The sequence below is a fragment of the Streptomyces pseudovenezuelae genome (genome assembly GCF_001513955.1).
Lineage (GTDB): Bacteria > Actinomycetota > Actinomycetes > Streptomycetales > Streptomycetaceae > Streptomyces > Streptomyces pseudovenezuelae.
In genome coordinates this window covers 1,036,482-1,054,512 of sequence record NZ_KQ948144.1, presented here as the reverse complement: position 1 = coordinate 1,054,512, position 18,031 = coordinate 1,036,482, and the positions used below count along the sequence as shown (strand labels likewise).

At 71.8% G+C, this 18,031-nt stretch carries 13 protein-coding genes and 1 pseudogene; 9 read left to right on the top strand and 5 right to left on the bottom strand.

Going from position 1 to position 18,031, the window contains the following annotated elements:
• Nucleotides 1-13: 13 nt before the first annotated feature.
• Nucleotides 14-1,954, top strand: a complete 1,941-nt coding sequence (locus AQI94_RS04615; protein WP_031046174.1) for a S53 family peptidase — start codon at nt 14-16, stop codon at nt 1,952-1,954.
• Between the two features lie 72 nt (nt 1,955-2,026).
• Here AQI94_RS04615 and AQI94_RS04610 read toward each other — a convergent pair whose 3' ends face one another.
• Entirely contained in the window at nt 2,027-2,437 is a 411-nt protein-coding gene (locus AQI94_RS04610; RefSeq protein ID WP_037942514.1) for a hypothetical protein, read from the bottom strand.
• Nucleotides 2,438-2,517: 80 nt separating this feature from the next.
• Between AQI94_RS04610 and AQI94_RS04605 the strand changes: the two genes are divergently transcribed.
• Entirely contained in the window at nt 2,518-4,554 is a 2,037-nt protein-coding gene (locus AQI94_RS04605) for an NAD(+) synthase (protein ID WP_031046166.1), read from the top strand.
• Nucleotides 4,555-4,577: 23 nt separating this feature from the next.
• On the opposite strand, the gene AQI94_RS44530 is transcribed toward AQI94_RS04605, so the two are convergent.
• The gene (locus AQI94_RS44530) at nt 4,578-5,168 is read right to left on the bottom strand and encodes a VOC family protein (protein WP_051832241.1); all 591 of its coding nucleotides are present in this window, start codon (nt 5,166-5,168) and stop codon (nt 4,578-4,580) included.
• 75 nt (nt 5,169-5,243) lie between these two features.
• Nucleotides 5,244-6,110 carry a 3-methyl-2-oxobutanoate hydroxymethyltransferase gene (gene panB, locus AQI94_RS04595; protein WP_031046163.1) on the bottom strand — a complete coding sequence of 289 codons (867 nt, stop codon included), beginning with the start codon at nt 6,108-6,110 and terminating at the stop codon, nt 5,244-5,246.
• Nucleotides 6,111-6,313: 203 nt separating this feature from the next.
• Between panB and AQI94_RS04590 the strand changes: the two genes are divergently transcribed.
• From AQI94_RS04590 to AQI94_RS04565, 6 genes and pseudogenes are all read left to right on the top strand, one after another.
• On the top strand, nt 6,314-7,900 hold the full coding sequence (locus AQI94_RS04590; RefSeq protein ID WP_051832238.1) for an MFS transporter: 1,587 nt from the start codon (nt 6,314-6,316) through the stop codon (nt 7,898-7,900).
• Nucleotides 7,901-8,003: 103 nt separating this feature from the next.
• The gene (locus AQI94_RS04585; RefSeq protein WP_031046156.1) at nt 8,004-8,627 is read left to right on the top strand and encodes a TetR/AcrR family transcriptional regulator; all 624 of its coding nucleotides are present in this window, start codon (nt 8,004-8,006) and stop codon (nt 8,625-8,627) included.
• A 297-nt stretch (nt 8,628-8,924) separates the two neighbouring features.
• Nucleotides 8,925-9,876 (top strand): annotated as a pseudogene (locus AQI94_RS04580) (endonuclease/exonuclease/phosphatase family protein).
• Between the two features lie 101 nt (nt 9,877-9,977).
• The gene (locus AQI94_RS04575) at nt 9,978-11,198 is read left to right on the top strand and encodes an MFS transporter (protein WP_062229591.1); all 1,221 of its coding nucleotides are present in this window, start codon (nt 9,978-9,980) and stop codon (nt 11,196-11,198) included.
• 129 nt (nt 11,199-11,327) lie between these two features.
• Nucleotides 11,328-12,353 (top strand): ATP-binding cassette domain-containing protein, encoded by a 1,026-nt coding sequence (locus AQI94_RS04570; RefSeq protein ID WP_031053666.1) that lies wholly within the window; start codon nt 11,328-11,330, stop codon nt 12,351-12,353.
• Nucleotides 12,350-13,177, top strand: a complete 828-nt coding sequence (locus AQI94_RS04565; RefSeq protein ID WP_031053662.1) for an ABC transporter permease — start codon at nt 12,350-12,352, stop codon at nt 13,175-13,177. Before AQI94_RS04570 ends, AQI94_RS04565 begins: the two co-directional genes overlap by 4 nt.
• Before the next feature lie 30 nt (nt 13,178-13,207).
• Here AQI94_RS04565 and AQI94_RS04560 read toward each other — a convergent pair whose 3' ends face one another.
• On the bottom strand, nt 13,208-16,552 hold the full coding sequence (locus AQI94_RS04560) for an AfsR/SARP family transcriptional regulator (RefSeq protein WP_062229590.1): 3,345 nt from the start codon (nt 16,550-16,552) through the stop codon (nt 13,208-13,210).
• Nucleotides 16,553-17,086: 534 nt separating this feature from the next.
• Here AQI94_RS04560 and AQI94_RS04555 point away from each other — a divergent pair.
• Nucleotides 17,087-17,857, top strand: coding sequence for a site-2 protease family protein (locus tag AQI94_RS04555; RefSeq protein WP_031048629.1), 771 nt, complete (start codon nt 17,087-17,089; stop codon nt 17,855-17,857).
• On the opposite strand, the gene AQI94_RS04550 is transcribed toward AQI94_RS04555, so the two are convergent.
• Nucleotides 17,839-18,018, bottom strand: a complete 180-nt coding sequence (locus AQI94_RS04550) for a hypothetical protein (protein WP_031048626.1) — start codon at nt 18,016-18,018, stop codon at nt 17,839-17,841. The genes AQI94_RS04555 and AQI94_RS04550 overlap by 19 nt on opposite strands.
• Nucleotides 18,019-18,031: the final 13 nt, after the last annotated feature.

Here is an 18,031-nt window from a genome sequence, read left to right as displayed (position 1 = left end):
TCCAGGGGGTTCCATGAGATCCAACCGCGCCAAACTTCGCGCCGGAGTGAGCATGGCGGCGACACTGCCGATGCTCGCGGGCGCGCTGGCGCTCGGTATACCCGCGGCCCACGCCGCGGACAGCCCGAACCGTGACACGCTGGCGGGGACCAAGCCCGCGTGGGCCACGGCCAAGGCCGACAAGGGTGCCACCGCGGACAGTTCCCAGGTCTCCGCCCGGGTATACCTCGCCGGCAAGGACGCCGCCGGCCTCGCCGCCTACGCGAAGTCGGTGTCCGACCCGTCCTCGGCCTCGTACGGCAGGTACCTGAGCGCGAAGCAGGCACAGGCCCGCTTCGGCGCCACCAAGGCGCAGGTCGCCGCGGTGAAGTCCTGGCTGGAGTCGGCGGGCCTGAAGGTCACCGGGACCACCCAGCACTACGTCTCCGTCACCGGTGACGTGGCCGCCGCCGAGAAGGCCTTCGGTACCCAGCTGCACAACTACACCAAGGGTTCGAAGACCTACCGCGCCCCCGCCAGGACCGCCTCCGCGCCGGCCGCTCTGGACGGTGCCGTCCTGACCGTCACCGGCCTGGACAACGCGCCGCACAAGGCGAGCAGCAAGGAACAACTGCCGCCGCCGGACGCCGTGTTCAAGAACTCCGGACCGTTCTCCTCGTACTACGGCTCGAAGATCGCGAGCACGCTGCCCGAGGCCTACGGCTCGAAGATCCCGTACGCGATCAAGGGCTACACCGGCAAGCAGCTGCGCGCCGCCTACGGCGCGGGCACGTACACGGGCAAGGGGGTGCGTGTCGCCATCACCGACGCCTACGCCTCCCCGACCATCGCCTTCGACGCGGCCACCTACGCGAAGAAGAACGGCGACGCGGCCTACAACACCAGCCAGCTCAAGCAGGTCCTGCCGAAGAACTACACGAAGACCGAGGAGTGCGGGGCGGCCGGCTGGTACGGCGAGGAGACCCTCGACGTCGAGGCCGTGCACGCGGTGGCGCCGGACGCGAACATCACGTACGTGGGTGCCGCGTCCTGCTACGACGACGATCTGCTCGACTCGCTCAGCAAGGTCGTCGACAACCACCTGGCCGACATCGTCTCCAACTCGTGGGGCGACATCGAGGCCAACCAGACGCCGGACCTCGCGGCCGCCTACGACCAGGTCTTCCAGTTCGGCGCGGTCGAGGGCATCGGCTTCTACTTCTCCTCCGGCGACAACGGCGACGAGGTCGCCAACACCGGTACGAAGCAGGTCGACACCCCGGCCAACTCGGCATGGGTGACGGCGGTCGGCGGTACCTCCCTCGCCGTCGGCAAGGGCGACAAGTACCTGTGGGAGACCGGCTGGGGCACCGAGAAGGCCGCACTGTCCGCGGACGGCAAGAGCTGGACCGGTTTCCCCGGCGCGTTCACCTCGGGCGCGGGCGGCGGCACCAGCAAGACGGTCCCCGAGCCCTCGTACCAGAAGGGTGTCGTCCCGAACGCGCTCGCCACGGCCAACAACGCCGCCGGCAACCGCGTGGTCCCGGACATCTCCGCGATCGCCGACCCGAACACCGGTTTCCTGGTGGGTCAGACGCAGACGTTCCCCGACGGCTCGCAGCAGTACAGCGAGTACCGCATCGGCGGCACGTCGCTGGCCTCGCCGGTGATCGCGGCCGTGCAGGCGCTGGCGCAGCAGGCGGCAGGCGGCAAGGCGCTCGGCTTCGCCAACCCGTCGATCTACTCCAAGTTCGGCTCCCGCGTGTACCACGACGTCACGGACAACCCCACCGGCTCCGGACTCGCGGTGGCGCGTATCGACTTCATCAACGGCTCTGACGCCAGCGGTGGGTTGAGCACCTCGGTCCGCAGCCTCGGCAAGGACAGCTCGCTGTCCGCGGTCAAGGGATACGACGACGTCACCGGCGTGGGTACGCCCGCCAACGGTTACGTGCAGTCGTTCGGCCGGCACTGACCGGACGTACGTCCACAAGGGGCCCGGTCCCGAAGGTGAGAACCTTCGGGGCCGGGCCCCCGTGCGTCCCGGCTACGTCCGCGGTACGGGGCCCGTGCGCGCGCGGCGGCCGGTCCTCACATGGATCACGAGCCCGGCGGCCAGCAGGAGCGCCCCGGCGAGGAGGAACGGGACCGGCGTGTACTCCTCGGTGCAGGTCTGCCCGCCGGCCACCGCGCGGCACACCTCTCCCGGACCGCCCCGGTTCAGGTAGGCGAGGTAGAACAGCGGCAGAGCCAGGCCCGAGACGGCGCCCACCGCGGCGCGTCGAGGCCCCCTGCGGAGCAGCAACACCGCGGCCACCGCGGCGAGTACGAGGAAGGCCGCGCCGACCGTCAGCAGCGCGGCGAGGCCGATGCCGCCGCACGCTCCCACCAGGAGCCAGGCCAGGAACCAGCCCCAGCCCGCCGTACGGACCGGGCGGTCACCGCGTATGTCGTCCATGCCTGTCATTCTGCGGCAGGGACTGGGCCCGGCACCCTCCCCGCCCCTTATAACGTCGCTCTGACGATTACACTGATCCCGTGACTGCCTCGAACTTCTGGTCCATCTATCAGCACGGGTTCGCACGCGTCGCGGCATGCACGGGTCACACCGTCATCGCGGACCCGCCCGCCAACGCCGAAGCGGTGCTGCGCCACGCGCGCCGGTGCGCCGAGGAGGGGGTCGCGGTCGCCGTCTTCCCCGAGCTGGGGCTGTGCGGCTACTCCATCGAGGACCTCCTCCTCCAGGACGCGCTGCTCGACGAGGTCGACACGGCGCTCGGCGAGGTGGTCGCCGGGTCGGCCGACCTGCTCCCGGTGCTGGTCGTCGGCGCCCCGCTGCGCCACCGCAACCGGGTCTACAACTGCGCGGTGATCGTCCACCGCGGCCGGGTCCTCGGTGTCGTGCCGAAGTCGTACCCGCCCAACTACCGCGAGTTCTACGAGCGTCGGCAGATCGGCGACGGCGCCGACGAGCGCGGCGGGTCGATCCGGGTCGGCGGTGCGAGCGTGCCGTTCGGCGTGGATCTGCTCTTCGAGGCCGCCGACGTCCCGGGGCTCGTGCTGCACGCGGAGATCTGCGAGGACATGTGGGTGCCGGTGCCGCCCAGCGCGGAGGCCGCTCTCGCCGGCGCGACCGTCCTGGTCAACCTCTCCGGCAGCCCGATCACGGTCGGCCGGGCCGAGGACCGCAAGCTGTTGTGCCGCTCGGCGTCCTCGCGCTGCCTCGCCGCGTACGTCTACGCGGCGGCCGGACTCGGCGAGTCGACCACCGACCTGTCCTGGGACGGCCAGGCCATGGTCTACGAGAACGGCGTGCTGCTGGCCGAGACCGAGCGGTTCCCGCTGGGCGACGAGTACGCGGTGGCCGACGTGGACCTGGACCTGCTGCGGCAGGAGCGGATGCGGATGGGCACGTTCGACGAGAACCGGCGGACCCATCGCACGCGGACCGGTGACTTCCGGACGGTGTCGTTCGCACTCGACGCGCCCGCGGGCGACCTGGGTCTCAAGCGGCGTCTGGAGCGCTTCCCGTTCGTGCCGGCCGACGCCGAGCGGCTCGCCCAGGACTGCTACGAGGCCTACAACATCCAGGTCGCCGGGCTCCAGCAGCGGCTCACGGCGATCGGTGGCCCGAAGGTGGTCATCGGCGTCTCCGGCGGTCTGGACTCCACCCACGCGCTGATCGTCGCCGCCCGCGCGATGGACCGGGCGGGGCGGCCGCGCAGCGACATCCTGGCCTGGACCCTGCCCGGCTTCGCCACCAGCGACCACACCAAGGACAACGCCCACAAGCTGATGCGGGCCCTCGGCGTCACGGCGGCCGAGCTGGACATCACGCCGACCGCGCGGCTGATGCTGAAGGAGATGGACCACCCCTTCGCCTCCGGCGAGCCGGTGTACGACGTCACCTTCGAGAACGTCCAGGCCGGGCTGCGCACCGACTACCTGTTCCGGCTGGCCAACCAGCGCGGTGGCATCGTGCTCGGCACCGGTGACCTCTCCGAGCTGGCGCTCGGCTGGTCCACGTACGGCGTGGGCGACCAGATGAGCCACTACAACGTCAACTCGGGCGTGCCGAAGACGCTGATGCAGCATCTGATCCGCTGGGTCATCAGCAGCGAGCAGTTCGACGAGGAGACCGGTGACATCCTCGCCGCGATCCTCGACACCGAGATCAGCCCGGAGCTCGTGCCGGGCGAGGAGATGCAGTCCACCGAGTCCAAGATCGGTCCGTACGCGCTGCACGACTTCACGCTCTTCCACGTCCTGCGGTACGGCTTCCGGCCGTCGAAGATCGCCTTCCTGGCGTGGCACGCCTGGCACGACGAGAAGTCCGGTGACTGGCCGCCGAACTTCCCCGAGGCCAAGCGCGTGACGTACGACCTGCCGGAGATCCGGCGGTGGCTGGAGGTGTTCTGCAAGCGGTTCTTCGCGTTCGCGCAGTTCAAGCGCTCGGCGATGCCGAACGGGCCGAAGGTGTCGGCAGGCGGTTCGCTGTCGCCGCGCGGTGACTGGCGGGCGCCGTCGGACAGCTCGGCGAGGGCCTGGCTGCGGGATCTGGAGCGGTTCGACTAGTCGGGCGGGACGGGCGCGGGGGCTCAGCGCCGGGAGGCACCGGCCTGCTGCTGCGCCCGCTCCCCCGCCCGGTCATCTCCACGTCGTACGTCTCCTGCGCCACCCGCATCGCCTCCGCGCACCCGGGACCCCGGAGCTGCCTCCGCATCTCCTCCCCGGGGATGCCCGGCCCCGCGCTGACCGAAGGCGCTGCCCGCCAGGGAGATGACGACCGTCGCGCCGGCCTTGAGAGCCCGGGCGCACGTGTCGTCCACGTCCACGACGAACACCCGCACCAGGCTCGGCATGAAGGGCCGTCGCCGATCCGGGGTCAGCGCGCTGCCCGCCGTCGTCCGTATCGCCACCCAGGGCCTGCGCCAGCTGGACCCGGCGGCGATGGATCCCTCGCGCTCGCTCGGCGCGACCGGAATCTCGCCGTGCCCGATCGCACCGGACTCGGTGGCCGCCCTCGCGAGCTCCTCGCCCCCGGGCACCTCGGTGACGAAGTCGAGGAAGGCTCCCGTGTCGTCGTTGACGGCCCAGGGTGCGACGGAGGTGCAGCCCGCCGGCGGGGCGCTGGTCTGCTCGGCGGCCGTGCCCCGGTCTGCTCGGACATGCCGGCCCCGCCCGCACACGGAGAGCGCCCCGCCGACGGGGGAAGATCGGCGGGGCGCTGTGGTGCCGCTGTGGCTCTGACGGGCCGTCGGGCCCTAGTGGACGGAGTGCTCGTCCAGCGGGAACGTGCCGCCGACGACGTCCTCCGCGAAGGCCTTGACCGCGCCGGACATCACTTCGCGCAGGTTGGCGTACTGCTTGACGAACTTCGGGACGCGCCCGCCGGTGAGGCCGAGCATGTCGGTCCAGACGAGGACCTGCGCGTCGGTCTCGGGGCCGGCTCCGATGCCGACCGTCGGGATGTGCAGGACCCGGGTGACCTCGGCCGCCAGCTCCGCCGGGACCAGTTCCAGCACGACCGCGAACGCGCCCGCGTCCTGGACGGCCTTCGCGTCGCGCAGCAGCTGCTGGGCCGCCTCCTCGCCGCGGCCCTGGACGCGGTAGCCCATGGCGTTGACGGACTGGGGGGTCAGTCCGATGTGGGCCATGACCGGGATGCCGGACTCGACGAGCAGGCGGATCTGCTCGTGGGAGCGCTCGCCGCCCTCCAGCTTCACGGCGCCGACGCCGGCCTCCTTGACCAGCCGGGTCGCCGAGCGCAGCGCCTGCACCGGGCCCTCCTGGTACGAACCGAAGGGCAGGTCTCCGACGATCAGGGCGCGCGAGGTGCCCCGTACGACGGCGGCCGACAGCATGGTTATCTCGTCCATGGTGACGGGCACGGTGGTCTCGTACCCGAGATGGCAGTTGCCCGCCGAGTCGCCGACGAGCATCACGGGGATGCCGGCCTCGTCGAAGACGGAGGCGGTCGTCGCGTCGTAGGCGGTGAGCATGGGCCACTTCTCGCCGCGTTCCTTGGCGAGGGCGATGTCCCGGACGGTGATGCGGCGCGTGCCCTTGCCCCCGTACAGCGCCTTGCTGCCGTCGGAGGGCTTGGTGTGGGCAGCCGAAAGCTGCGTCATTGCAACGGCTCCTTACGTCATCTCGAGGCGCCCTCACGGCGTCCCCGGACCACCTCCATGGTGGCACCTCGTGCCAGTCAGGGCCAGGGGTGGTCGGTGTGACCGTTCAGGCACGGCCCGGGTGAGTCCCGGCGAGTAAGAGCTGGGTAAATAATTAACGATACGAGACGGTGCCGTATCGTAATGGGGTTACTCTCGGACGCATGACTACCGCAGTCCCTGACTCCCGGGTACCGGAGGCGGTGCACCGGCGCCGCTGGGCGATCCTCGGCGTACTGATGCTGAGCCTGCTGATCGTGGTGCTCGACAACTCGATCCTGAACGTCGCGATCAAGACGATCTCGACCCCCGCGCCGACCGGCCTGGGCGCCACCCAGAGTGAGCTGGAGTGGGCGATCAACGCCTACACCCTGGTCTTCGCCGGGCTCCTGTTCACCGCGGGGCTGCTCGGCGACCGGCTCGGCCGCAAGAAGGTGCTGCTGGGCGGCCTGGTGGTGTTCGGCGCCGGTTCCGCGCTCGCCGCGTTCTCCGGCTCCCCGGACCAGCTGATCGCCTTCCGCGCGCTGATGGGCCTCGGCGCGGCGTTCGTCATGCCGGCCACGCTCGCCGTCCTGATGAACGTCTTCGAGCGCGAGGAGCAGCCCAAGGCCATCGGCATCTGGGCGGGCGGCGTCGGACTCGCCATCGCCATCGGGCCGATCACCGGCGGTGTGCTCCTCGACCACTTCTGGTGGGGCTCGGTCTTCCTCATCAACGTGCCCATCGTGGTGCTCGCCCTCGCGCTGATGCTGTGGCTGGTGCCCGACTCCCGCGACCCGAACCCGGGCCGGATCGACCCCGTCGGCGTCGTGCTGTCGGTCATCGGACTGGTCCTGCTCGTCTACGGCATCATCAAGGGCGGCCAGCTCGCCGACTTCACGGACGCGACCGTCCTGGCCACCATCGGTGCCGGTCTCGCCGTGCTCGTCGCGTTCGTGGTGTTCGAGAAGCGCAGCGACCACCCGTCGATCGATGTCACCTACTTCAAGAACAAGGTGTTCTCGGCCGCGATCGGCGCCATAGGGCTGGTGTTCTTCGCGCTGATGGGCGTGACCTTCTTCTCGGTCTTCTACACCCAGAGCGTGCGGGGCTACTCACCGCTGCAGACCGGTCTGCTGATGCTGCCGCTGGCCGCCGCGCAGCTGATCTTCGCGCCGCGCGCCCGGCTGGTCGTCGACCGCTTCGGCAACCGGGCGACGACCACGGGCGGCATGCTGCTGATCGCCGCGATGCTGGTCGCGTTCGCCACCCTGGAGGCTGACACGCCCATCTGGCTCCTTGAGGTGATCTTCTTCCTCATGGGTACGGGCATGGCGCACATCATGACGCCGACCAGCGTCGTCATCATGCAGGCCCTGCCGCGCGAGAAGGCCGGCTCCGCCTCCGCGCTCAGCAACACCTTCCGGCAGGTCGGCGGCGCGCTCGGGATCGCCGTCCTCGGCTCGGTCCTCTCCACGGCCTACCGCAGCGGCATCGAGTCCCACCTCGGGTCGGTCCCGCCGGGCGTACGGCACACCGCGGGCGAGTCCATCGAGGCCACCCTCGGCGTCGCCGCGAAGCTCGGCCCCCGGGGTGACGCCCTGGTCGGTCCGGCCAACGACGCCTTCCTGCACGCGATGCACGTCACCGCGCTGTGGGGAGCGGGCGTGGCCCTGGTCGGCGCCCTGGTGGTGGCCCTGTACCTGCCGGGCCGCCCGAAGGAACGTCAGCCGGGCCAGGAGGAGCAGGAGTTGGTGCCCGCGGGCGAGTGAGCCGGCGGGCGGTGTCCGGCCGGCGAGGCCGGACACCGCCTTCCCGCACCGCCGCGGAGTCAGGGATGATGATCAGCCCGTCACACAGAGAGGACCCAGCGACGTGAGCGGCCTCGCCGAAAGTCAGTCCAGGCAGCCGGGGGCCGTACGGGGCCGGCCCCGGAGCGAGGCTGTGGAGCGGTCCATCGTCGAGGCCGTCATCAAGCTGCTGGAGGACGGCGTGCCGCTCGCCGAGCTGTCCATCGAGCGCATCGCCCGGACCGCGGGTGTCGGCAAGGCCACCATCTACCGCCGCTGGAACGGCAAGGAGGAGCTCTTCGTCGACGTCGTGCGCACCGCCGAGCCCCCGGACGCCGAACTGCCCGGCACCTCGATGCGTGACGATCTCGTGTCGCTGCTGGAGCAGTTGCGCCAGCGCGGGCTGATGACCCGGTCCTCGGCGCTGCTGCACAGTGTCTTCGCCCAGATGAAGAGCAGCCCGAAGGTCTGGGACGCGTACCACGCGATCGTCATCGCCCCCCGACGCAGCAAGCAGGTCGCCATCCTGCGCCGGGGACAGGCCAACGGCGAACTCCGCACGGACATCGACGTCGAGCTGGTCAACGACCTGTTCATCGGACCCATGCTGTTCCGCACCATCATGCAGCCCAACGCCGCCCTGCCCCAGGGCCTGTCCGAACAGATCGTCGACACCGTCCTCGAAGGCCTACGCCCCGTCAGTTCCTAGTGTGCGCGTTTCGTCACAGAGGGCGCTTTCCCCACCTCGACGGGGAACTCGGGAAGCCGACTTGTACGTCATCGCCCCCGTACGGTCGTCATGGGACGACGAGGTGGAAGCCGATCATCCCCTAGGGTCGTACGGGGTTCTGACGCCCCGCGGCAACGGGGCGAACGGTGTGCACGGCAGGTAGTGAGGCGACGGTATGGCGCAGCAGGCATACGTGACGGAGACGGCGGACGGCGGTTCGGGACCCGAGCGCCGCAGAGACCGGCTCCGGCGTCTGCTCGGCCGCCCGCTCTCCGGCTGGCGCGGCGACCGCCGCATCTGGCGCCGCGGTGCCGTGCTCGCCGCCCTCTCGGTGATCGTCGCCCTGGTGATGCTGCTGCACGCGCAGATCCCGAACGCGGTGGGCAACCTCGGCAGCCTCACGGAGACCTTCCTGCCCTGGCTCGGCCTGTTCGTGCCGGTGCTGCTCCTGCTCGGCTTCCTGCGCCGGTCCGCGACCGCGCTGATCGCGGCGCTGCTCCCGGCGGTCGTGTGGCTGAACCTCTTCGGTGGGCTGCTCTCCGACAAGTCCGCCGCCACCGGCGGCGACCTCACGGTGGCCACCCACAACGTCAACGCCGACAACGCCGACCCTTCCGGCACCGCCCGGGACGTGGCCGCCTCCGGCGCGGACGTGGTGGCCCTGGAGGAGCTGACCGTCTCGGCGGTGCCGGTGTACGAGAAGGCGCTGGCGTCGACGTACAGGTACCACGCGGTCGAGGGCACCGTCGGGCTGTGGAGCAAGTACCCGCTGACCGGTGTGCGGGCCGTCGACATCAAGCTGGGCTGGACCCGGGCCATGCGGGCCACGGTGGCCGCCCCGGACGCCCCGGTCGCCGTCTACGTGGCCCATCTGCCGTCCGTCCGGGTGAAGATGGAGGCGGGTTTCACCGCCCGGCAGCGCGACAAGAGCGCCGACGCGCTGGGTGAGGCCATCGCCGACGAGAAGCTCCCCCGCAAGGTTCTGCTCGGCGACCTCAACGGCACGATGAACGACCGCGCGCTCAACGCCGTCACCTCCCAGATGCGCTCCACGCAGGGCGCGGCGGGCAGTGGGTTCGGGTTCAGCTGGCCGGCGTCGTTCCCGATGGCCCGGATCGACCAGATCATGGTGCAGGGCGTGGAGCCGGTGAGTTCGTGGACGCTGCCCGAGACCGGCAGCGACCATCTGCCGGTGGCGGCCCGAGTGAGCCTCACCACCTCCTCGTAGCCCAGGGCAGCCCTTGGAATACCGGGCCCTGGCGGGTTTGTTCCGTACTTGAACATAAACTCGTACGGAACTCCGCTCTCCCCTGAAAGGCTCGGCTCTTCATGCCCTTGGCCCTGCTCGCACTGGCCGTCGGCGCTTTTGGTCTCGGCACCACCGAATTCGTGATGATGGGCCTGCTGCCCGATGTCGCGGACGACCTGGGCATCTCGATCCCGACCGCCGGCCACCTGGTCTCCGCGTACGCGCTGGGCGTGGTGATCGGCGCCCCGCTGCTCGCCGCGGTCACCGCCCGGATGTCCCGTCGCAAGGTCCTCATCGGCCTGATGGGACTGTTCGTGGCCGGCAACGCGCTCTCCGCCCTCGCTCCCGACGAGCACTGGCTGCTCGCGGCCCGCTTCCTGAGCGGGCTGCCGCACGGTGCCTTCTTCGGGGTGGGCGCGGTCGTCGCCACCGGCATGGTGGCGCCGGAGCGCAAGGCCCGCTCGGTGTCCCTGATGTTCCTCGGTCTGACCCTCGCCAACATCGCGGGCGTGCCCGTCGCCACCCTCATGGGCCAGCACCTGGGCTGGCGGGCGACCTTCCTCGGTGTCAGCGCGATCGGCCTGGCGGCGATAGCCTCCCTGGCCCTGCTCATCCCGCACGACCACGCGCACGCCCCGGCGGTGGGCCTGCGCCGCGAACTGGTCGCGCTCAAGTCCGTGCCCGTCTGGCTCGCCCTCGGCACCACGGTCGCCGGCTTCGGCGCGCTGTTCTCCGCGTACAGCTACATCACGCCGATGCTCACGGACTCGGCCGGCTACGCCGACTCCAGCGTGACCCTGCTGCTCGCCCTGTTCGGCGTGGGCGCCACGGCCGGCAACCTGCTCGGCGGACGCCTCGCCGACCACTCGCTGCGCGGCACCCTGTTCGGCGGCCTGACCTCGCTGGTCGTGGTCCTGGCGCTGTTCCCGGTGCTGATGTCCGCGCAGTGGAGCGCGGCGGTCGCGGTGGTCCTGCTGGGCACGGCGGCCTTCGTCACCGGCTCCCCGCTCCAGCTGATGGTCATGGAGAAGGCGCAGGCCGCCCCCTCCCTGGCCTCCTCCGCCAACCAGGCCGCCTTCAACCTGGCCAACGCCGGCGGCGCCTGGATCGGCGGCCTCGCCCTGGCCGCGGGCCTCGGCGCGACCTCCCCGGCCCTCACAGGCGCCGCCCTGGCCGTCCTCGGCCTCGGCGTCGCCGCGGTGGCCACGGTCGTGGACCGGCGGCGCGCGGCGGTGTCGCCCGGGCGGGAGCGTGTGGTCGCGGCCCATGTTCCGGAACACGCCGAGGCCGTGCGGTACTGAGCGGTCGTACGACGAGAAGGGGCGCCCGGTGCATGCCGGGCGCCCCTTTTCCGGGTCTGTCGGCGGCCCGCGGTCCCCTGTAGGCGACCTGTCGGTGGTTTGTCGGTGGGGGCTGGCACTGTCCTCGGTATGACGCGAATCGACAAGAACCCCCAGAGCGGGGACTCCGCCGTTTCCGTGCGGGGGCTGGTCAAGCACTACGGCGAGACCAAGGCGCTGGACGGCGTCGACCTGGATGTGCGCGAGGGCACCGTGATGGGTGTGCTCGGGCCGAACGGCGCCGGCAAGACCACCCTCGTACGCATTCTCTCCACCCTCCTGTCCCCGGACGCCGGGCAGGCCACCGTCGCCGGTTACGACGCGGTGCGCCAGCCCCGGCAGCTGCGACGGGTGATCGGGCTCACCGGGCAGTACGCCTCGGTGGACGAGAAGCTGCCGGGCTGGGAGAACCTGTACATGATCGGGCGGCTGCTCGACCTGCCCCGCAAGGAGGCCCGCACCCGGGCCGACGAGCTGCTGGAGCGGTTCTCTCTGACGGATGCCGCCAAGCGGCCCGCGAGCACCTACTCAGGTGGTATGCGGCGCCGGCTCGACCTCGCCGCCTCGATGATCGGACGGCCCCAGGTGCTCTTCCTGGACGAGCCCACCACCGGTCTCGACCCCCGCACCCGCAACGAGGTGTGGGACGAGGTCAAGCGGATGGTCGGGGGGGGCGTCACCGTCCTGCTGACCACCCAGTACATGGAGGAGGCCGAGCAGCTCGCCTCCGAGCTGACCGTCGTGGACCACGGCAAGGTCATCGCCGACGGCGCCATCGAGGAGCTCAAGGCGAAGGTCGGCGGACGCTCGCTGCGGGTACGGCCCGTGGATCCGCTGCAGCTGCAGCCGCTCGCCGGGTGGATCGACGAGCTCGGCATCACCGGGCTCGCCACCTCCACCGTGGACACCGAGAGCGGCACCGTCATCGTCCCGATCCTCAGCGACGAGCAGCTGACCGCCGTGGTCGGCGCAGTCACCGCGCGCGGCATCACGCTCTCCTCCATCACCACCGAACTGCCCAGCCTGGACGAGGTCTTCCTGTCCCTCACCGGCCACCGCGCCAGTGCCCCGCAGGACGCCGTCCCCACCGACACCCGCGAGGAGGTCGCCGTATGAGCGCCGCAACCGCAACCGCCACCGCCACCACCGTCGACGCAGACGCCCGGATCCCGCTGCGCGGGCACCTCCGGCACACCGGCGCCCTCGTCCGCCGCAACCTGCTGTGGATCCGGCAGGACCCGGAGTCGATGTTCGACGCCATCCTGATGCCGGTCGTCTTCACCCTGCTGTTCGTCTACGTCTTCGGCGGCTCGATCGGGCAGGCCCTGGGCGGCGGGCAGGACGGATACGTCCAGTACGTCATCCCGGGCATGATCGCGATGATGAGCATGACCCTGTCCCAGGGCGTCGGCACCGGCTTCAGCCAGGACTTCAACTCCGGTGTCATGGACCGCTTCCGCTCCCTGCCGATCGGGCGCGGCTCGGTGCTGTTCGCGAAGATCTCGGTGGAACTGCTGCGGATGCTGTTCGCGACCACCGTGCTGATGATCGTCGCCGTCCTGGTCGGCTTCGACATCAACCACTGGGCCGGGCTGTTCGCGGCGGTGGGCCTGTCCGCCGTGTTCGCCTCGTCGATCATGTGGGTGTTCCTCACCCTCGGCGTGATCCTGAAGAACGCGCAGTCCGTGCAGGCAATGGGCTTCCTGGTGCTGTTCCCGCTCCAGTTCGGCTCGTCGATCTTCGCGCCGACGAACTCGATGCCGGGCTGGCTCCAGCACTTCACCGACTACAACCCGCTGTCCACGCTCGCCGACGCGGCCCGCGGACTGATGGTGGGCGGCCCGGTCGCGCACGACCTGTGGGTCACGCTCGGCTGGTCGGCGGCGATCACGGCGGTGGCGGCGCCGTACGCCATCCACAAGTTCCGCACGAAGAACTGACCGGCCCGGTCCCCCAGGCGTCGGTGCGCGTCACACCAGGGCGGCGGCCTCCTCCGGGGAGAGGCCGCCGCCCTCCGCGTACGCCGACGCGTAGGCCGCGTCACCGAGCACCGCGCGCAGCGCCCGCTCGGCACTGGCCCGCACCTCGCGCTCGACACTGGTCGGGGCATGGCCGGCGGGCAGCAGCGCGTCCCCGGCGGCGAGACAGCGGACGCCGTCCCGGGCCCGGGCCCCGCCGTCGAACCCGGCGAGGGCGAGCGCCGCGGTGCGCAGGTACATGGTGCGCATATGGGGGGCGATGGTCAGGGCCAGCGGGTCCTCGGACTTCTCCAGCGCCCTGCGGGTCAGCCTCAGGCACTCCTCGTAGCAGCCGTCCATCGCCTCCAGCCAGGCTTCCGAGCCGAGGATGAAGGCGTCGAAGATGACGAAGTGGGCGATGCCGAACTGCTGGCGCAGCAGCCGCAGTTGCTCACGCGCCTCGGGGATGCGGCCGGTCATGCCGAGTCGGCCGGCGAGGAACATCCGGGAGGCGGGCATCGCCTCGTTGCGGGCGCCGTCCTGGTCGGCGATCACCGAGCGCAGCAGGAGTTCGCCGCGCTCGGCCTCCCCGGTCTCCAGCAGCACGCTGCCGAGACGGGCGTGCAGCACGGACTTCTGGGCGCGGGCACCGAGCTGTTCGGCCCGCGCGATCGCCTGCTCGTAGTCGTCGGCGGCCGCCCGCCACTCGCCCTTGCGCTCATGGGCCTCGGCGCGCGCGGAGAGCGCCTCGGCGGTGCCCCACACATCACCGAGCCGCTCGTAGATCGCCAGCGACTCCTCGGCGTCCTGGATGGCGTCGCCGGCCCAGTCGGAGCGGTTGGCGAGCAGGTTGGCGCGCCACTGGAGGGCGGCGGCCAGCTCCCAGTCGTAGCCGGGGGTCGTCCGGCAGGTGTCGACGGTGGCCTGGATCACCTTGCGCAGCCGGTCCATGTCCCCGGTGAGCATGATGGCGAAGAACCACAGCGAGCCGGGCATCCGGCAGGTCTGCGCCATGCCGGGCTCGTAGGTGGCGGCGATGGACCGCAGCTTGGCCTGCGCGTGCTGGTTCTGCCAGGCGTCCAACTCGGTGTCCATGCAGGCGAGATGGACGAGGTGAGCACCACGCCGGGCCTCCGCCAGCACCTCCCCGGCCCACGGCGGCGGGGTGTCCGTGCACCGCTCCCACACCGGCGCGGCCGGGCGCACCGGCTCGGTGAAGGGGTCGGGGCCGAGGGCCTGCACCTCGCGGGACCAGTTGCGGGCCTCGATGCGCAGGTCGCGCATCTGCCAGTACCAGGCCAGCGACAGCACCAGGCACAGCCCTTCCTGCTCGTCCCGGTCGGCCACGGCCCGGCGCAGCGCGGTGCGCAGGTTCTCGTACTCACGCTCCAGACGCTCGATGGCGGCGAGTTGGCCGGAGCCGCGCAGCAAGGGGTCGGTGACGCGGGCGAGTTCGCGGTAGTACGTCAGATGCGCGCGCTCGGCGTCGGCGCGGGCGCCGTCGCTCTCGTCGAGGCGCTCACCGGCGTATTCGGCGACGGTCTCCAGGAGCCGGTAGCGCATCTCGCCGTCCCCCGAAGGAGCCGCCACGACCAGGGACTTGTCGACGAGCGAACCGAGCGCGTCCAGCGCGGCGGGGCCGCACACCGCCTCGGCGGCGGCCAGGTCGCAGCCGCCGGCGAACACCGACAGCCGCCGCAGGACGTCCCGCTCCTCCGCGTCGAGCAGGTCCCAGGACCAGTCGACGACGGCCCGGAGGGTCTGCTGGCGGGGCAGGACGGTACGGCTGCCCGAGGTGAGCAGCCGGAACCGGTCGTCGAGCCGGTCGGCGATCTGACGAGGGGTCAGCATCCTTAGCCGGGCGGCGGCCAGCTCGATTCCCAGGGGCAGCCCGTCGAGGCGCCGGCAGATCTCGGCGCAGGCCGCCGCGGTCTCCTCGTCGGCGTCGACCCGGAAACCGGGCCGGGCGGCGGCCCCCCGGTCGGCGAGCAGCCGCAGCGCGACCGGCTCGGGCAGGGGCTCCACGGGCCGCAGCAACTCGCCCGGTACGCCGAGGGGTTCACGACTGGTGGCCAGGACGGTCAGCCCCGGGCAGCGCTCCAGGAGCCGCTGCGCCAGCCGGGCGGCCGCGTCGACCACGTGCTCGCAGTTGTCGAGGATCAGCAGCATGCTGCGCCGGCCGCAGTGCTCGGCGAGCCGCTCGACCGGGTCGTCGAGCCGCTCGCTGCCCGCGGCGCGCATCGCCTCGGCACCGGCGCCGTACAGCACGGTCTCGCGGGCGCCGACGGCGGTGAGCACGGCCTCGGGCACGGCGTCCGGATCGTCGACCGGCGCGAGCTCCGCCAGCCACACCCCGTCCCGCACCACGTCCCCCACCGCCTCGGCGGCCTCCTGCGAGAGCCGCGTCTTGCCGGCCCCGCCCGGCCCGAGCAGCGTGACCAGCCGCGCGGTCGCGAGGTCGCCCCGGATGGCATCGATGTCGGCCTCCCGGCCGACGAAGGAGGTGAGCCGGGCACGGAGGTTGCCGACGGGCGAGGGCGCGGTCGCCACGGCCCCCTCCGCCGAGGAAACCTGCTCGGCCGGGGCCTGCTCGCGGGGACCACCGGTCCCCCTCCCCCGGCGGGACGGCTCCGGTCTCAGCAACTCCCCGTGCAGCGCCCGCAGTTCGACACCCGGGTCGGCTCCCAGCCGGTCCGCGAGCAGCTGCCGCACGGACTCGTAGGCAGCCAGTGCCTCCGCCGTGCGGCCCGTGTCGCGCAGGGCGCGCAGACGGAGGCACTGGAGGGGTTCGTCGAGGGGGTGGGTGTCGCACAGGGCGGTCAGTTCGGGGAGAGCCTGGTCGGCCTGGCCGAGGGCGAGGGCGGCGGTGTGCCGGGCGCGCAGGGCGTCCAGTCGGCGGGCCTCGGCGCGGGCCGACTCGGCCGTGCGGTCGGGCAGATCAGCCAGCGCCGGACCCCGCCACAGGGCGAGGGCGTCGTCCAGGACCACGGCCGCCTTCGCGGGGTCGCCGTCGGCCAGCGCCCGCATGCCGTCACCGGCGAGCCGCTCGAAACGGTGCAGGTCGATGTCGTCCGGCGCGGCCGCCAGCCGGTAACCGCCGTCCACGGACGCCACCGAGTCCGCGCCGATCGCCCGCCGCAGCCGCCCCACCAGCGCCTGCACCGCGCCCGTCGCGTCGGCCGGCGGGTCGCCGTCCCACACCTCGTCCACCAGGAGGCTCACCGGGACGGTCCGGCCGGGCCGCAGAGCGAGCACGGTCAGCAACGCACGCAGGCGCGTCCCGCCGACCGGGACGGTCGTACCGTCGGAGCGGAGTGCTTGCGTGGTGCCGAGGATGCGATAGCGCACGGGGTCCATTGTCTCTGGTGATGTCGGGACGGGTCACGGGGTTCGGGGAGCGGGGTGTCGGTGGCCGGGCGCCTGGTGGGGTGCCGGGTCCGATGGTCGGGCGGGTGCGGGTCCGTTGTGGCCGGTCGCGCAGTTCCCCGCGCCCCTAGGGGGTTGCAGTGGCCCTGCGCCGCAACAGGCAGGTGGCCGCGTACGGCGCGCAGGGGCCGGGGTGCGGGGTGTCCGCCCGCAGCGGCCGGCGTCCGTTGCCGAGCACATCCCAAGGCACAGCCACCGCCGGACCGAGGACGGACACCCCCCACCCCGGCCCCGACCCACAACACCCCCGCACGCGCTGCACCCGCCCCCACCGAAGCCGAAGCGGGCCGCCGCAGGCACATACAGGGGCGCGGGGAACTGCGCAAACGCCCACCCCCACCGAACCCGCACCCAACCACAACGCCCCCGGTCTACACGGAACCCCCGCCCCACCCCAAGACGTTTTCCCTGTGCCCGGTACCGTCGGGCCGTCCCACCGCGCGCGTGTCCAGTCCAGGGAGCCCCATGACCACCGCCACCACCCGCCACAGCGACCGACGGATCAGCCCGGTCTTCCTCGGGATCTGCGCCGTGACGGCGGTGACGGGCTGGGCCACCTGGACCGGCTTCGCCGAGAAGCCCGGCATCGCGGTGTTCCTGTTCGTGACCGGCGCCTGGATCGTCTCCCTGTGCCTGCACGAGTACGCGCACGCCCGCACCGCCCTGCACAGCGGCGACATCACCATCGGCGCCAAGGGCTACCTCACGCTGAACCCGCTCAAGTACACCCACGCCCTGCTCAGCATCGTGCTCCCCGTCATCTTCGTGATCATGGGCGGCATCGGCCTCCCCGGCGGCGCGGTCTTCATCGAGCGCGACCGGATCCGCGGCCGCTGGCGGCACAGCCTGATCTCCGCGGCGGGCCCCCTCACGAACGTCCTGTTCGCGATCGCCTGCACGGCCCCGTTCTGGCTGGACGCCCTCGCCGGGGTCCCGCTGGAGTTCCGCTTCGCGCTGGCCTTCCTCGCCCTGCTCCAGGTCTCCGCCGCGATCCTGAACTTCCTGCCGGTCCCCGGCCTGGACGGCTACGGCGTGATCGAGCCCTGGCTCTCCCACGGCGTCAAGCGCCAGATCGAGCCGTTCGCGCCCTTCGGCCTGCTGTTCGTGTTCGCGCTGCTGTGGGTGCCGCAGGTCAACAGCGTGTTCTTCGACCTGGTCGACGCGGTCCTGCGCGGCCTCCAGGTCGACCCCGGGGAGGCCTCCTTCGGCTGGAGCCTCTACCGCTTCTGGACCTGAGCGGCCCTGCCCCGCTTGAGGTAGTACCAGCACATGTTGGACGACAGCCCCGCCAGCAGCACCCACACGATTCCGAGCCAGCTGCCCTGCGCGAAGGAGACGACCGCCGCGGCCACGGCGAGGAGGCAGACGGCGAGGGCGTAGAGGGCGAGGCGGGGCATTTCCACAGGCTCC

Coding starts and splice junctions, on each gene's coding strand:
- AQI94_RS04565 (WP_031053662.1), top strand. CDS start 12,350: ATGAGCGCCGCAACCGCAACCGCCACCGCCACCACCGTCGACGCAGAC.
- AQI94_RS04590 (WP_051832238.1), top strand. CDS start 6,314: ATGACTACCGCAGTCCCTGACTCCCGGGTACCGGAGGCGGTGCACCGG.
- AQI94_RS04570 (WP_031053666.1), top strand. CDS start 11,328: ATGACGCGAATCGACAAGAACCCCCAGAGCGGGGACTCCGCCGTTTCC.
- AQI94_RS04575 (WP_062229591.1), top strand. CDS start 9,978: ATGCCCTTGGCCCTGCTCGCACTGGCCGTCGGCGCTTTTGGTCTCGGC.
- AQI94_RS04560 (WP_062229590.1), bottom strand. CDS start 16,552: ATGGACCCCGTGCGCTATCGCATCCTCGGCACCACGCAAGCACTCCGC.
- AQI94_RS04610 (WP_037942514.1), bottom strand. CDS start 2,437: ATGGACGACATACGCGGTGACCGCCCGGTCCGTACGGCGGGCTGGGGC.
- AQI94_RS04555 (WP_031048629.1), top strand. CDS start 17,087: ATGACCACCGCCACCACCCGCCACAGCGACCGACGGATCAGCCCGGTC.
- AQI94_RS04550 (WP_031048626.1), bottom strand. CDS start 18,018: ATGCCCCGCCTCGCCCTCTACGCCCTCGCCGTCTGCCTCCTCGCCGTG.
- panB (WP_031046163.1), bottom strand. CDS start 6,110: ATGACGCAGCTTTCGGCTGCCCACACCAAGCCCTCCGACGGCAGCAAG.
- AQI94_RS04615 (WP_031046174.1), top strand. CDS start 14: ATGAGATCCAACCGCGCCAAACTTCGCGCCGGAGTGAGCATGGCGGCG.